General features: G+C 38.8%; 16 protein-coding genes and 2 pseudogenes. 2 read left to right on the forward strand and 16 right to left on the reverse strand.

Annotation, left to right across the window (positions count from 1 at the left end; genetic code table 11):
• Positions 1-10 precede the first annotated feature (10 nt).
• The 5 genes and pseudogenes from MUN88_RS01030 to MUN88_RS01050 all read right to left on the reverse strand — a co-directional run bounded on the left by MUN88_RS01030 (position 11) and on the right by MUN88_RS01050 (position 2,704).
• Positions 11-760, reverse strand: a pseudogene (locus tag MUN88_RS01030) (ABC transporter permease).
• Positions 750-1,488, reverse strand: a pseudogene (locus MUN88_RS01035) (ABC transporter ATP-binding protein). The pseudogenes MUN88_RS01030 and MUN88_RS01035 overlap by 11 nt, the downstream one beginning before the upstream one ends.
• Before the next feature lie 172 nt (positions 1,489-1,660).
• Positions 1,661-1,993, reverse strand: coding sequence for a DUF1048 domain-containing protein (locus MUN88_RS01040; protein WP_244719819.1), 333 nt, complete (start codon positions 1,991-1,993; stop codon positions 1,661-1,663).
• Positions 1,990-2,343 carry a DUF1048 domain-containing protein gene (locus MUN88_RS01045; protein ID WP_244719821.1) on the reverse strand — a complete coding sequence of 118 codons (354 nt, stop codon included), beginning with the start codon at positions 2,341-2,343 and terminating at the stop codon, positions 1,990-1,992. The genes MUN88_RS01040 and MUN88_RS01045 overlap by 4 nt, the downstream gene beginning before the upstream one ends.
• 22 nt (positions 2,344-2,365) lie before the next feature.
• Positions 2,366-2,704 (reverse strand): PadR family transcriptional regulator, encoded by a 339-nt coding sequence (locus MUN88_RS01050; RefSeq protein ID WP_244719823.1) that lies wholly within the window; start codon positions 2,702-2,704, stop codon positions 2,366-2,368.
• Positions 2,705-3,400: 696 nt separating this feature from the next.
• Between MUN88_RS01050 and MUN88_RS01055 the strand changes: the two genes are divergently transcribed.
• Positions 3,401-3,562, forward strand: coding sequence for a YfhE family protein (locus MUN88_RS01055; RefSeq protein ID WP_244719826.1), 162 nt, complete (start codon positions 3,401-3,403; stop codon positions 3,560-3,562).
• A gap of 513 nt (positions 3,563-4,075) precedes the next feature.
• Here MUN88_RS01055 and MUN88_RS01065 read toward each other — a convergent pair.
• Entirely contained in the window at positions 4,076-4,315 is a 240-nt protein-coding gene (locus MUN88_RS01065; protein WP_244719828.1) for a hypothetical protein, read from the reverse strand.
• 264 nt (positions 4,316-4,579) lie between these two features.
• Between MUN88_RS01065 and MUN88_RS01070 the strand changes: the two genes are divergently transcribed.
• Positions 4,580-5,149: an MSMEG_1061 family FMN-dependent PPOX-type flavoprotein gene (locus MUN88_RS01070; protein ID WP_244719831.1), complete on the forward strand. Its 570-nt coding sequence runs from the start codon at positions 4,580-4,582 to the stop codon at positions 5,147-5,149.
• A gap of 311 nt (positions 5,150-5,460) precedes the next feature.
• On the opposite strand, the gene MUN88_RS01075 is transcribed toward MUN88_RS01070, so the two are convergent.
• From MUN88_RS01075 to MUN88_RS01120, 10 genes are all read right to left on the reverse strand, one after another.
• Positions 5,461-6,024, reverse strand: coding sequence for an NUDIX hydrolase (locus tag MUN88_RS01075; RefSeq protein WP_244719833.1), 564 nt, complete (start codon positions 6,022-6,024; stop codon positions 5,461-5,463).
• 206 nt (positions 6,025-6,230) lie between these two features.
• Positions 6,231-6,734 carry a hypothetical protein gene (locus MUN88_RS01080; protein ID WP_244719836.1) on the reverse strand — a complete coding sequence of 168 codons (504 nt, stop codon included), beginning with the start codon at positions 6,732-6,734 and terminating at the stop codon, positions 6,231-6,233.
• 109 nt (positions 6,735-6,843) lie between these two features.
• Positions 6,844-7,368 (reverse strand): DinB family protein, encoded by a 525-nt coding sequence (locus MUN88_RS01085; protein WP_244719839.1) that lies wholly within the window; start codon positions 7,366-7,368, stop codon positions 6,844-6,846.
• Between the two features lie 344 nt (positions 7,369-7,712).
• The gene (locus MUN88_RS01090) at positions 7,713-8,420 is read right to left on the reverse strand and encodes an aspartate/glutamate racemase family protein (RefSeq protein ID WP_244719842.1); all 708 of its coding nucleotides are present in this window, start codon (positions 8,418-8,420) and stop codon (positions 7,713-7,715) included.
• Positions 8,421-8,716: 296 nt separating this feature from the next.
• Positions 8,717-9,286, reverse strand: coding sequence for a GNAT family N-acetyltransferase (locus MUN88_RS01095; RefSeq protein WP_244719845.1), 570 nt, complete (start codon positions 9,284-9,286; stop codon positions 8,717-8,719).
• 839 nt (positions 9,287-10,125) lie between these two features.
• Positions 10,126-10,866, reverse strand: coding sequence for a type I methionyl aminopeptidase (gene map / locus MUN88_RS01100; RefSeq protein WP_244719851.1), 741 nt, complete (start codon positions 10,864-10,866; stop codon positions 10,126-10,128).
• Positions 10,867-11,681: 815 nt separating this feature from the next.
• The gene (locus tag MUN88_RS01105; protein WP_244719854.1) at positions 11,682-12,659 is read right to left on the reverse strand and encodes an aldo/keto reductase; all 978 of its coding nucleotides are present in this window, start codon (positions 12,657-12,659) and stop codon (positions 11,682-11,684) included.
• Between the two features lie 223 nt (positions 12,660-12,882).
• The gene (locus MUN88_RS01110) at positions 12,883-14,052 is read right to left on the reverse strand and encodes a GTP-binding protein (RefSeq protein ID WP_244719857.1); all 1,170 of its coding nucleotides are present in this window, start codon (positions 14,050-14,052) and stop codon (positions 12,883-12,885) included.
• The gene (gene dcd / locus MUN88_RS01115) at positions 14,049-14,597 is read right to left on the reverse strand and encodes a dCTP deaminase (RefSeq protein ID WP_244719860.1); all 549 of its coding nucleotides are present in this window, start codon (positions 14,595-14,597) and stop codon (positions 14,049-14,051) included. Before dcd ends, MUN88_RS01110 begins: the two co-directional genes overlap by 4 nt.
• 16 nt (positions 14,598-14,613) lie before the next feature.
• The gene (locus tag MUN88_RS01120; protein WP_244719863.1) at positions 14,614-15,804 is read right to left on the reverse strand and encodes a GTP-binding protein; all 1,191 of its coding nucleotides are present in this window, start codon (positions 15,802-15,804) and stop codon (positions 14,614-14,616) included.
• Between the last annotated feature and the right edge of the window lie 14 nt (positions 15,805-15,818).

Here is a 15,818-nt window from a genome sequence, read left to right on the forward strand (position 1 = left end):
AAAGGTACACCTATCCTAACTGACGCTTAAACACATTTCCAGCAACAAAATAAGCAATAACCATAATAGCCGCACACCAACCAAGCGCAATCCAAATACTGCTACCAACAACCCCATCATACAAAAGGGCTCGAATCGAATTCACTATAGTTGTCACCGGCTGGTTCTCCGAGAACGCACGTACTATCGCAGGCATGGTTTCAGTCGGGACAAAAGCCGAACTGATAAACGGCAGAAAAATTAGTGGATACGAATATGCTGTCGCCCCTTCCATCGATCCTGCTGTTAATCCTGGGATGACCGCAAGCCATGTCAGTGCCAGCGTAAACAATCCCAGTATCCCTGCTACTGCAAACCAATCCAAAATACCTGCATTAGAGCGGAATCCCATCAAGAGCGCAACGAGGATAACAATAGCGATAGTGAGCGTATTGGATATAAGTGATGTCCACACGTGCGCCCACAATACGGAAGAGCGCTTGATCGGCATCGTAATGAAACGCGTCATCAACCCGCTCTTTACATCGTTAAAAAGTCACAAAGAAGTGTAAGCAACGCCTGATGCGATCGTAATCAGCAAGATTCCCGGCAATAAATAATTTACGTAGTTATCCGTGCCTGTTTCGATAGCACCGCCAAATACATAGACAAACAACAGCATCATCATGATCGGCGTCACCGCCACCGTAATAATCGTATCCGGACTACGCATGATATTTCGCATTAAACGTCCAAGCAATACTCCTGTTCTATTTTTCATTTAGATCTCCTCCTTTTTTGCCGACGATTGCGAGGAAAATTTCCTCTAGTCTCGATGTATTCTACTTTCGCTGGCGGGAACATCTCTTTGAGCTCAGCCAAGGTACCGGTCGTGATGATTTTTCCACCATGTAAAATGGCAATACGGTCTGCCAGTTGTTCTGCTTCCTCCAAGTACTGGGTCGTCAGCAATATCGTCGTGCCACCACTAGCAAGCTCCTTAACCGTATTCCAGACTTCCTTCCGTGCTTCAGGATCAAGCCCTGTCGTCGGTTCATCAAGAAAAATGACGGCAGGCTTCCCAACCAGGCTCATGGCGATGTCCAGCCGGCGCTTCATCCCGCCGGAATACTTATCCACGCGGGTGTCGGCCGCATCGATCAAGCTGAATCTTGTAAGCAGATTATCAGCAGCTTGAGCAGGATCGAGTACTCCTCGCAATTTAGCAATCATCAACAGGTTCTCCCTTCCTGTCAGCATCCCATCTAAAGCGGCAAACTGCCCCGTCAGACTAATGCTCTGGCGAACGGAATCCGGTTGACGCTGTACGTCAAAACCGCTAATACTAGCTTCACCATCGTCTTGCTTCATCAGCGTCGAGAGAATGTTAACCATTGTCGTCTTGCCCGCTCCATTTGATCCAAGCAGGGCAAAAATTTCACCACGTTGCACCTCAAATTCCACTCCCCTTTTTTGTAGTCTTGTTACAGAAATCGTTGCATTACTCATACATTTTTCCTCCTTTTTCATTGTCAGCATTACACTATTTAGTTATACCGATAATCTGTATCACTTAGTACTAAGCTAAAAATAAAACTGAATAGTAAAGTTGATAACTTACCATTATAATCAGCTATTCAGTCGATATTATCTGCGATTTTTTTCATACTAGATGTTTCTGCTATTTTTTCTTACCCTTATCGGCTTTATGTTTGACCGATTCTTGATAGAGATCCGCGTAAGTTTTTGAATCTTCAATCAGCGCATCACAGAAAGCAGCAACGTCTGATCCTGTGATTTCAAGCACACCTTTCCCATTAGCTACGCCTTCCTCAAAGAAGTTGAGAATGTCTGAGAGCGGTCCTATCCCTTCATGTAGCTCAACAGGACCCACTTTAAAAAGATATTTTTGTATCTCTTTATAGACAATCTGGTAATCCTGAGGAAGTGCACGGACACGTGAAACATGGGCTCTCCATTCTTTTTTGCCTTCCATAATTTTTTTGATGCTCATTTTAGTCCTCCTAATTTTCTTGCTACGTTCTTGTTGAGCTGCTCACGCCATTTATCTCTATATGTTTTTGCACCTTCGTCCCCAACAAGTGCTGCACAAAAGCCTTTCATATCATCTCCCAGTACTTCTTCTATACTCTGTCCGTCTGCTGCTGTAACTTCCAGCAGTTCAAGAGCACTGTCCAGAATCGGCATCAAATTACGACCGGTGAAATCACCGTGAAGCCATAGATTACTTTTTATTTCTTCCCAAGCAGTTTGATAGTCAGCTGGCAAGACCTTTGCTCGTGCTTCAAAGCCCTTCATTTCTTTCGTCATATCACTGCCAGTTATTTTTTCAAAAAAGTTCATTATAGTCTCCTTCCCACACCTTTTAATTGCTCCTGTTAATTTCTTTCGTCCTCAGTTCGTTCATTTTGTTCGAAACGAATTCCCATTTCCTCCAAAAAAGCGCAAGGTGTTCCTGACCTGCTGCGTTAAGCTTGTAAAATTTTCGTGGCGGTCCTACAGTGGATCGCTTTTTCTCGATGTCAACCAAATTGTTTCTCTCCAACCGCATCGTAATCGTATAGACGGTGCCTTCCACTACATCGGAGAAGCCCAATTTTCGCAGCTGCTGTGTGATTTCATAGCCGTATGTCTCACCTCGACTGATGATCTCCAGCACACAACCTTCCAGCACCCCTTTCATCATTTCTGTGTTATTTTCCACATTCATCCCTCTTTTGTATTCACTTTTTAGTACTCTGTAATACCGGTATTCTGTATTGCTTATTACTAGTATATAGTAATGCATATTAGTGGTGACTGTCAAGCACATTTTATTAATAAAGCAGGCATAATTCGCCTGCTCCATAAATCAAATGTTAAGTTAGATGGGGTTGATCGATCATCTGTGATGGTTATTAGACAGAGTAATTATATAGAAGTACGGTTTGCTTGAAAGAGAATTTCTTACGTTCATTACACTTTTCTCTTTCCTCGCTTTTGATCGAATAGCGTGTGCTTTCGTTACGCTCTCCTCTTATGATGTGTACATAAGAAATCAGCATTTTAATTTCTTACGTACACTTACAAATCACCCATCTCTTTAAGATTTGTTGATAGGTTGCGGTTCTTTTATGAGATCTCTTTATTTTGTTGTAAGGATTTATGATATTGGCGAGCACAACATTTCATAGGGTTATACGTGAAGAGGATGGATCGTTGATGTTCATGATGAGGATCATGGAATATAATTGTAATCTTTCTTTTCCAATTAATCTACAGGAAGTATATCATAGTAAGGCAGTCAATAAAGCAATAACATTTTTTACGCGAAAATTTTCGATACCTACTATGTTTATCATTCGAATATGAAGGGTAACTAATATATATAGCCCAATTCCAATAGAAAGGATGAACAACTATGTCTAAAAAAACACAGTATCAACCTATAGGAGGAAATGGGGAAGAACCATCAGACGCTCAGGAAGTTATTTATGCAAAAGAATTTAAACGAGCAGATATTGCTGGTGGCTATCGAAAACCTAAAGTAAATGAAGCTAAAAACGAAAACCCTGATTTATAAAGACAGATTAAGTTAGCATAGCTTTGCTTTTACCATAGTGTGAATGGATAGAGATCGTGCAGGTTTATTGTACGATCTCTTTTGATTATGTAAAGCATAAGTGGAATAGCACAAACTAACGGGCATATTGGAGATTAACTGGTAAATTGCTATGCAAAGACCTAAAATACTCGCTTTCATTTTGGATGGATGGTTACTTTTACTATGAATCAAGTAAACGAAAACTGATATAAATCCCAAGGGAATCAAAAGCTGAAAGACACCTTCTGTTGTACTGCGAGAATAAATGGGGGTAATGTAAGTGCTAATCAAAAAATAAAGAAAAACTTTAAAACGTGATTCTTCAGATTGCTTACTCCACCTTACTAAAAAGAAAATAACACTAATTGCAATAATTGTAATGTGGAGAGAGGGTAAAATAATAGCAAAGTTACCAAATACAAATTCCATTCCATAGCCCACTTCTTTCTGAATATAAAGTCATATTTTTTCAGTACAGTATCTTTCATTCATTTAAGCAATAACTCTTGCCCTTCCTTTTGCTGCTTTTACATTCAAAATAAACGACCAGGCAAAAGCAGCTACCAAACCAATCAAAAAGATAGCAAAGTTAGAAAACAAATAACTTTTGAAAATAAAGAAATATAGCTGGTTTGCAAATAAAGCTATTAAGAAAGTGTAAAAGCCTACCATACATCCTTTTTCCCAATTCTTCGATTCGATTTCGGACATCTTTTTAAAGAATATTCCCAATGTGTCACCTCATTTTTTTTCAAAACAGTCTTATATGAATCTGCTTTCTCGTCACCTCACTTACATTTTTTCACAAATCGATAGCAAAGTGAAGATATTTTTTTTGCGCAATAGGAAGATAGTGCACAGTAGGAAACGGGACTTTTTGTTCGAGTTATTACAAAACAAAATATTGATAACGATTTTCATTCACTGTAAAATAGGTATTATCTTTGTCGTTAAAGAAAGAGGTTAATATAATGGAGCGAATCAATTTTTCAGCCGATGCGGTTACTTCAGAAGAGGAACTTCGCAATAGTAGGAACACCACACGAACATGTCATTAAAAAGAATACTTCGTTAATAGATGAACATTGTAAGAGATTTATAGAAATGTCACCACTGTTTTTTCTTTCTTCATCAAATGCGGAGGGAGAATGCGATGTCTCACCAAAAGGAGACTTCCCAAGTGGCGTTCAGGTATTAAACAACAAACAATTAGTGATTCCAGATCGTCCAGGAAATAAACGCGTAGACTCGATCATCAATATTTTATCCAATCCACATGTTGGGCTATTGTTCCTCATTCCAGGACTTGGAGAAGTACTGCGTATAAATGGACGTGCAACCATCATAAAAAATCCCGAGATTCTAAGCAGTATGAGCCTGAAAGGAAAGCCGCCATTATTAGGGATCGGTGTAGATGTAGAAGAGTGCTTTATCCACTGCCCACGTGCCTTGTATCAATCAAAAGTATGGAACTCCGACTCATGGCCAGACAAAGCAGATCTCCCATCCAGTTTAGAAATATTTCATGCAGCTTTACGACATAACGGCGTGGAATTGAAGAAATAAGAGTTTGTTAGATTTCTAAAAATGGAACAAATTTGCTATTAGAATAACAAGCATAACAGCAAGATATATGTAGTTTTTCTTTATATAAAAAAGCAATAATAATTGCTACAGAAATGAATACCCAGAAGATATTATCTGTTAATGGTGGCAACAGGTCAAAAAAATAGATCAATTGACTGCTTTAAAAATAGTATGATTACTAATGCCATTATTAAAATGGAGTCAGTTGTTTTATTTTCTTTTTCCTGTTTATATTAATTTCCACCGAATTCCAAATTTCTGAACTTTGCTCATTAGGTTAAGTGAATAAGTTATATGTGAGAGTCTTTAATCTTAGCTATTATTTTGCTATAGATTACCTTCATATGTGGTTCATCAGAATATGTATTTATTTCTTCAAATGAGATCCACTGAACATCACTGTTCTCATCATCCTTCACAATAAGTGGTGCGTCCTCATCTGCTTCTAACAGATAAGCCACTGACAGGTGCAGGTGTGGTGCTACATACTCCCCTCTTTTTTCATGTCCTAATACAGGTAAAATGTCTAACGATACCATCTCATCAGTGATCGGGCGAATATCTTCCACTCCGGTCTCTTCCTTCACCTCTTTTATTGCCACATACAACAAGTCATCGTCTCCATCTGCATGCCCACCAGCCCAAGACCAGGAATTAAATATATTGTGATGAACCATTAAAGCTTTGTTTCTATTTTTATTTACAACAAAAGCAGAACTGGTTATATGTGCGATTTCGTTATCTCTGGTGAGAAGATCATCAAACTTTTTTATACAGTTAACAACGATTTCTTTATCTTTTTCTTCCTGCTCATTATACGTTTTATAATTAATTATGGATTCAATCCAACTCATGATTTACCTACTTTCTTTTCAGAGCTCTTTACAACTTTCTCTATCTTATCATACTCTCCCGTTCAATTCCTTTTCACCACTGGTATCATAATCGAAACATATAAGCTCCGTTACATTAAGGACCAAAAATTAAAGTCTAACTGCAACCCTGTTCACTTTCTGAAGAACAGGGTTGTAACTGAAAACTATTTCACCTGATTAAGCTGTCACAACTTCCCAACGGGTGTTTCCATTTCTTCTATTAGAGCAACCCAAGATCCAAAACCCGGTGTCTTTAGCGCCAGTTTTCCTTCTATTTTATATTCATTTTTTACTTTTACCCATTCTACTGACACTCGTTTTCCCGGTTTCCAGTGGGCTTCATCGATCTGTAGCCATTGCACACTCCACTCATCATTATAAACCCACAGATCGAGTTCCACTGATTCCTCTTCCGGGAAATAGACCGCATACTGTTGACCTACATTCGCAAAGCAATAGCAATCGTTTTCATTTCTGTTAGTTAAAAAGTGATTAGCAGGCTTACAGGCAAATACGTCCAACCTTTTTACAAGCAGGTCTATTGCTTGAAGCTGTCTCTGTGCTGTCGGAGAAAGGCCCATCCCCCAATTTCCTTCATTTCTATGAAAACGGACGGAAGCACTTCCGCCAAAAACATCGCACCAGAAACGCTGCACTGCTTCTGTTGTCGTACCTGCTGAAGTATCCATTTACTTTTATACTATCATAAACATCAAAGGAATAATGAGGCTATTCAATCAGTGTGCCAAAAAAATCTAACTATTGCAGGTTTATGCCAAATACAAGCATGCAAAAATATCACTCTCGCAATCCAGACTGACTATTGACAACCTGCGCATCAGGTAATCCTAGTATATCTGTGTTTTTAGGTATGTAACCGAGTAGACGAAGCATTGCCGCAATTTGCCCTTTATGGTGGTACTCATGTGTAATAGAATGAATGAATAATTGATGAGGCGTTTTTCTGATAGCTACATTATCTGTTTTCCAAGAAGGTTCCTTTTCAATCGGTTTCTCCCATTCATCGTTAAATGTATGAAACATAGTCTCTACATATTGATCTGCTTGCTGGAAATACCCCTCAATATCCTCTATCTTCATAACGCGTATAGCTTCTTTTGTTAAGAGCGGTGAAGAAGTTTTTGCTAGCACGAATGAACCTAACCAAGCGTGATAACAGCCTGCCACATGGACTAAAGAATCTCTGATACTTTGAAAACCAAAACCTAACTCCTTTGTAATTTCAGTTTGACTGAGCTCTTTACACTGGTCTAATAAAATCTGTCTTGTTTGTTTTACCCATTCATATTCTGCTTTTTCCATAATGATCTCACCTCGTAGTGTTTTAACTGAACATTCCTTCTATTCTATCTAAATGAGTATTGTACAACCTGTTTAACCACCGATTCTTAGCACAATAAGACTGATCAAGTTTTTTCCTTTTTCCTTTCACTATAGTTCCAGATGTAATATATAATCCAAAAAATAATTGGAGGTAGAAACGCATAAAATTTCTGACGTCCTAGAAGAAATATAAACAAGATGCTCATAAATATAGTCGCTGGTGGCATAAGAATAAAATATTTCTTTTTATCCAATTTTAATACCTCGCTTTTTTTAAAACACCTTTTTGTGTGAATTAATTAAAACACCATTTATTTCTACCTTCATTCATTTTTGGAACTATGTTCTAAAGCAACATTTACTGCTTCGATTGCATGAATAACAGTTGTATCGAACAATGGCACTTTTGCATCTTCAGGTTTCACTAATAAGCCAATCTCCGTACATCCTAAAATAATTCCTTCGGCGCCTTTTCTAATTAATTGTTGAATGACATCTTGATAATAATCTCTAGATGAAGACTTAATTTGACCTAAACATAACTCTTCATAAATGACACGATTCACATTAATACGTTCTTCTTTATCTGGTATGACAACGTCGATTCCATTTAACTTCAATCGTGACCTATAAAATTCTTGTTCCATCGTATATTTAGTTCCTAATAATCCTACTGTTTTTATTTTACCTTTTAAAATGTGATTTGCCGTTGCATCGGCTATATGTAAAACAGGTATTTTTATCTTTTGTTCAATATATTCCATTACTTTGTGCATCGTATTCGTACAGATGACGATAAAATCCGCACCTGCTCTTTCTAAAGCTAATGCTACTTCTCCTAAGGTTTCTCCCGCTCCTTCCCAATCACCTTCAGCTTGATAGCTTTCAATCTCATCAAAATCAACACTATATAATAAACATTTTGCTGAATGTAAACCTCCTAATGTATCTTTTACTTCTTCATTAATTATACGGTAATATTCTAAGGAAGACTCCCAACTCATTCCTCCTATAAGCCCAATAGTTTTCACAAACATCTCTCCCTATGATTTTCTATTTTTTACTATTCTAATTCTATTTTTAACTCTTGTAAAACTCTATTATCTGTTTTCAATAAACCCGCTTGCAGTCGTTTATCTTCGTCTGTTGCTATATACCAGACAGAAACTAAGTAATTAAAAAGACACCTACCTTGTTCCATACAGGTGCTTATTTGAAAGACTTTATGTTAAAGAGAAAATTGCTATGAAAGCTGATTATATAAATTGATCCACTGTTTGTACCCAATTGTTGTCCTATTTTTCAGTACTAGTAATCTGTCGTTCGTTTACGTCGAATAAGACATTTTTTCATAGTCTTGCTTCAATAACGAATACATCAATAAATCATCAAATTTTCCGCACGTAAATTCATAATTTCTCAAAAGACCTTCTCGTATAAATCCCTTTCTTTCTACCAATCGTTGTGATGAAATATTAGGAGGTTCAATTAATGCTTGTACCCGCTGCAGATTCAATTGTTCAAATCCGTATGTAATGACTGACTCTAACGCCTCACTGGCCATGCCGTTTCCCCAGTATTCTTTACTTAACTCAAAACCAATTTCAGAACGGCGATGCTCTGAGACGATGTTGAGAAATCCACAACTGCCAATAATCCTTCCTTGCTCTTTTAAGGTAATGCCCCATCTAATGCCCGTTTTCTTTTCAAATATTGCTTGGTACCAAGCAATTTCGTCCAATGCATCATCAATGGAGTCAAAAGGTTCTAACCCATAGTGCTTCATGACATCTTGATCAGACAAATACGCCAGTATACTTTCTGCATCATCTTTGGTTACTTGTCTTAGATTCAATCTATCGGTTTCAATTACAGGAAATCTATTTTCCTCTATCATCCTCATCATCCTTTTTCCATCACCAAATTTTAATTGTGTCCTATTCCAACGATATGCTATGACACTATATTAGCATAAAATTCCATCGTGTCATGTTCGATTTAAAATAATCGGCATTCGCCTCGTATTTTAGCAAGTGTCATCGTTTTTCTTACACTTAAAATTTCACTACATAAGAAAAACTGGGAAAGCCCACCCGATCCTAACTAACCAACTACCTGTAATATGGATTATGTTAAGTGGCACATAGCTGTCATTTTAAATGATTCATGTGCTGGGACACCTTAGACCAGCCACTTTTCGTACTGTGGGAGTCTATGTGTCGGCCTGCGCTTTGGTACAGACTCTTCAAGGAGACAAAACCAGACGGGAAACACCATCATTTGTCTTCTTTCTTTATAAACACTACAAATCTTGTTGCACCGCTTCCCACTTTTGGTTTCTTTCTCGCTAAAGGATACAAATCTTTAGCTACCGCTCTCCTCTTTTGGTTCCTTCCTCGCTAAACGATACAAATCTTTGGCTACTGCTTCCCACTTTTGGTTCCTTGCTGACTAAATGATACAAATCTCGTGGCATCGCGTTCTAATTTTGGCTCCTTTTCTTATCTCGCTAATGAGAGTGATTATATACTTTTCATTCTTATTAGAAAAAGCTCGTCATTCGCCTCGTTTCATAACGAATGCCGAAGTTTTTCTACTTGGTACATTCTAAATTTTCACTACGTCGAACTGCTTCTTCGTTAAAATTTTATGCTTTCTTAACGTGTAAAAATAGACGACCTTTTGATGATCGTCTGTTTGAACGCTTATCCCCCGTAATTACAACTATCCACGCTCTTACAATGTCGTAATAATCGGTCCGTCCTTCGTAAGAATAATCGTTTGTTCAAATTGCGCGACACAGCTTTCGTCGGTTAAGAAGGTCCAGCCATCATCCGATTGGAAAACTTCCTCTTCTAATGTAGAGATAAAAGGTTCAAAGGCAATGACCATACCATCTTTTAAAATTTCGTCATCCCAGCGCGAGTGGAAATTGAAAATATGTGCTGGCGCTTCATGAATTGAGCGCCCAACGCCATGACCGGTAAGATTTTTGATAACCGTTAAGCCATGCTGTTTCGCTACATTGTGTACCGCTTTTCCAAGGGCACTTTTCTTCGCGCCTGGTTTCGCCTTCTCCAATCCCGCATCGAATGCTTCTTTCGCAACGTCACATATTTTTTGTAAAATCATCTCTCCCTGTCCAACAACAAAAGAAATGCCAGTATCTGCGAAATAGCCGTTTTTCGAACCTGACACATCGATATTCACAAGGTCTCCTTCTTGAATGACCCGGTCGCCAGGAATCCCGTGCGCTACTTCTTCATTGATGCTAATGCACGTATATCCTGGAAAATCGTATTCTCCTTTTGGCGCAGATTGAGCTTCTGCCTTCTGAAACATCTCTCCTGCCTTTTCATCAAGTTCTTTTGTAGTCACTCCCGGTTTCGCGGATTGCACTAATTCATCGCGGATTGCTCCGCAAATTTTACCGATTTCTTTTAATCCATTAAAATCCTCTTCTGTCTTTGCTATCATTGTTGTTCCTCGCTTTTTATCTTATTTATGATTATTATTTTAACATAAATGGGAAGGTTGACCTCTATTGTTGAATAATTCAACAGCAGCATACTCGTTTCCATTGATATTTTAATATAGAGGTAGGTGTTATTGCAAAGTATGATGAATGGCATTGCTTTGTTACAAAGTAAATGAAGAAAAAACGGGGATTAGCACTAATGTGTATAGCTACCTATAATACGGATTATGTTAACTAGCTGCTTAGTGATGATATTGATATGTTTCATGTGCTGGGCAACCGCTCCGTCCAACCACTCCGCGTCCTGCGTGGCACGGCTGAAGCTAACTTTGTGAAGAAGACCGCTTCACAAAGTGGATCTTCAGCTCCTGCACGTCCCGCGGGAGTCTACGTGGTTGGCCTACGCTTTTGTTTGACTTTACAACTGATGTATGAGCTAGCATTTTAAGTTTTATCCATACTTGATTAAATCATGTATAAAGTTTAGCACAACTGCTTTTAGCTGTTCCATAAATTGTAGCACTTTACTGAAGCGTAGGAAATATGCGGAGACTCCCATGGATCAGCGCGAGCTGAAGATTAGTAGCCTAGATGAAGCCGTGGTCCCACAGGACGCTGAGCATATTTCCGGAGCTTTGCTAAGCAGATGAAACTTAACAAAATTACCACAACGTCAGTCAGTTCCACTATACATAATACGTATTATAAGAATCTATACTTTTATTCGCTAAATCTCAAGATAAAATTATTGTGATTGCGCAAAAAAAGAATACGAACCACATCCAGTTCGTATTCCGCTCTCTTCTATTAAACATTACCATGCATAAGAATTTGGCGCTGCACCATAACCAGGGAAAATCTCATCCAAACGGTCAAGTGATGCTTGATCCAATTTGATTTCCACTGCACGTAAGGATTTTTCAAATTGATCCAGTGTACGCGGGCCTATAATCGGCGCATCTACTGCTGGATTATGCAATACCCAAGCAAGGGCTACATCCGCTTCCTTTTCTCCCAGTTCCTTACAGAATGAAGAGAACGCTTCCAGTTGTGCTCGATGTTTTTCGATTCGTTCAGTTTGAGCAGCTGATCGTGAACCTTTAGCTGGATTTAAAGCATTCCCCCCAAGCAATCCACCATCTAATGGACTCCAGGCAATCACACCAATTCCCTGATCCTTGGCTGCAGGCAGTACTTCCAATTCCGGAAGACGGCATAGTAAGCTGTATTTATGCTGTTCAGACACAATGCCTAAGAAATGACGTTCTTTGGCAGCTGCCTGCGCTTTAATGAGATCCCAACCTGCAAAGTTACTGGAACCTACGTAGTCAACCGTGCCTTTCTGTACTTCCGCCTGAAAAACTTCCCACAGCTCTTCCCAAGACACATTACGATCAATATGGTGCATTTGATACAATTCAATGTGATCGGTCTGCAAGCGCTTAAGTGAACCTTCTAAATGACGACGGACCTTATAAGCAGATAGAAATCTTCCTTCATTCGGACCATCGTTCTCATCTCCCATATGATTATACACTTTCGTAGCAAGCACCACTTTTTCCCTGCGATTGCCGCCCTGAGCAAACCATCTGCCAATAATCTCTTCTGTCCATCCATGATGACCTTTCCCACCATATACATTTGCCGTGTCAAAGAAGTTTAAGCCTGCATCAAGGGCAGCATCCATAATTTTGTGTGCTTCCTTTTCTTCCGTTGCCGGGCCAAAATTCATCGTTCCTAAACATAGTTTACTAACTTTCATGCCTGTTCGACCTAGATTGGTGTACTCCATTGTTTCCCCTCCTGTTATTTAGCTTTTCACTTAGAGTATAGGGGAGTTGTATAATTTAGGCAAAGAATGTGTCTTGCTGAAGAGGCGATGATCTTACGGACTGATAGTCTGACTTCATTACGAGACAGTAATCCGCCAAGAATAGCTAACTCTTTATAACATTTTTTTGTGAGGATACATTCAAAAGGTGCTACCTAATACCTCCAGGCAACACCTTTTTAACTTACGTAAATGAGGGTAAGGGATCCTTAAAAGAAATAGTCTCTAGTTCTTCCTCAGTTACTAAACATTCATTCAATGAATGGATCATCCCTTCCTTATCCATATTACTTCCAATAAATACGATCTCTGTCATTCTATCTCCTGCTTGTTCATCCCAATCTTCAAACAAAGCAGGATCTTGTACCTTTAGTTTAGCTAATTCTTCTTGAGAATAACTGGCCAGCCACCTTCCTGCTCCTTCTAACGTCACCATCGATCCTGCTTGTGACAAGAGTCCAGCAACTTCATTTCTTGTCACTAACCAAAAGAAACCTTTTGCCCGTATAATTTCTGTTGGCCAATTTTCTAACCATTGATGAAATCTCTCTGGATAGAATGGCTTTCTGCTTCTATAAACAAATGAACGAATACCATACTCTTCTGTTTCCGGTGTATGTTCCTCATTCAATTCCTTGATCCAGCCAGCACCCTGACTTGCCTTTTCAAAATTAAATTGATTGGTATGAAGCACTTGTAATGGATCGATTTGTCCAAAGCTTGCAGGGACAATCTTCGCTTCTGGGTTTAGTTTATGAAGTACATTCGTTAATTTAGCGACTTCCCTATCTGACAGCATATCTATTTTATTTAACACAATTACATTTGCAAACTCAATTTGATCAATTAATAAATCAACAATACCTCTTTCATCATCATCCGAAACATGTAATTGTCTGTCGATCAATAGATCCTCTGATTGATAATCCTCCCAGAATTGCTGACCATTAACCATTGTTACCATGGTGTCAATCTGGAAAAAGGTGTTTAAATCTATTCCTAATGCTTCGTCATGATAGATGAAACTCTGCGTTACAGGGATAGGTTCAGACACACCACTTGATTCAATCAGCACGTAGTCAATGTCCAATTGAGCAAGTTTCTCTAATTCCACTACTAAATCCTCTCGCAGTGTACAGCAGATACACCCATTCGTTATTTCTACCAAATTTTCTTTCGTTCTCACAAATCTACCATTATTTACAAGCTTTGCGTCTATATTGATTTCGCTCATATCGTTGACAACAATGGCTATTTTTAAGCCTTGCTGATTTTTAAGGAGATGATAAAGTAAAGTTGTTTTTCCAGCTCCAAGAAAACCACTTAAAACTGTTACCGGTATTTTTTTACTCATTCCTTTCCTTCCTCTCTGTCTAAATACACCCGACTAGGTGTAGCTCCATCCTGAAATAAGTACTTGCCGCTATATCCCTCTGTCGCCTGATCAACTTGCGCGATGACTAATTGACATACCCGCATACCGACTTTGAGTTGAACGGGTACACGATTTGCATTATATAACTCTAAAGTGATCTGACCGGAGAAGCCCGGATCGATCCAGCCTGCATTTTGAATAAAAACGCCCAATCTTCCGATAGAACTTCTCCCTTCCACAAAGGCCGTTAAATTGTCAGATAAACGAATTTGCTCTAATGTTGTTCCTAACATAAACGTTTTCGGTGGAATCGTAATAACCTCACCCTCTATTACTTGCATTTCATGATAATTTGCTGGTCTGTTGACCGATAAAAAAGGAGTAGATAAGTCATCCACTACTAAAAAATGCTTTCCTAAACATAGATCAATAGACGCTGGTTGTATGCTTGATTCCTTATAAGGAGTAATAGAAATTCGTTCATCATATATGAATTGTTTAATCGTTTGCCCTGATAAGATCACCTGTTCTCACCCCTGATTATGAAATTCGCCAATGGAATGGGTTTCTGAATTGTGACCAGTCTTCTTCCATCTCTGACTCCGTTAGTAGACAGCGATCTAGTTCACTGGTTATCTCCTCAACATCCAACTCCATTCCGATGAACACAAGCTTTGTGTGACGATCCCCATATGCAGGATCCCATAAGTCTCTTACTTCCTGATTATTTCTTAATAGCTCCTCACGCTGCTCCTTCGGAAGAGAAGCCACCCAATAGGCTAATGGTTCAACATTTACGGAAGGGCCAGCTTGTGATAACAATAATGCCATATCATGATGTGTCGCACACCACATCACACCTTTCACCCGAACAATCTCTTTGGGTAAAACTTGATACCAGCTCACTAATCGATCCGTGTGAAAAGGCAGCCTTGACCTATAGACGAACGAACTTATTCCATATTCCTCTGTTTCCGGTATATGATTTTCTACTCCTGCATTAAGTTCCTTCAACCATCCCGCTGATGCACTGGCCTTCTCAAAATCAAACAAGCGAGTATTCAGTATTTCTTGCGGATCGATCTTACTATGTTGTGTTCGTACAATTTTTGCTTCAGGCTGTAACTTCCGGATGACTTTCTCTAACTTTTTTAAATCTTCCTCTTTTACCAAATCAGTTTTATTCAAGACAAGGACATTACAGAATTCAATTTGGTCAAGCAACAAATCCGCAATATTGCGCGTATCTTCCTCGCCTACCGCTTGCTGTCTCTCCAATAAGCTTTCTCCTGAACCAAAGTCATGCCAGAAACGATTTGCATCGACAACTGTAACCATCGTATCCAAACGACAATAATTCGTTAAATCAATTCCCATTTCCTCATCAATATAAGAGAAGGTTTGTGCAACAGGAACAGGCTCACTTATTCCGGATGACTCAATTAAAATATAATCAACATCACCTTTTTTCACGAGCCTTTCCACTTCTACTAATAAATCCTCTCGTAATGTACAGCAAATACAGCCATTAGACATTTCCACTAACTTTTCTTCTGTACGGGAAAAACCACCTTGTGATTGAACCAGATCGCTATCAATATTGGCTTCACTCATGTCATTGACAATGACCGCTACCTTCAAACCATCACGATTATGTAAGACATGATTCAATAATGTTGTTTTACCAACACCTAAATAACCACTTAATACAGTAACAGGAATCTTTTTCATTTGTTTCTCCTCCT

Origin of the sequence: Gracilibacillus caseinilyticus (assembly GCF_022919115.1) — a bacterium.
GTDB lineage: Bacteria > Bacillota > Bacilli > Bacillales > Amphibacillaceae > Gracilibacillus > Gracilibacillus caseinilyticus.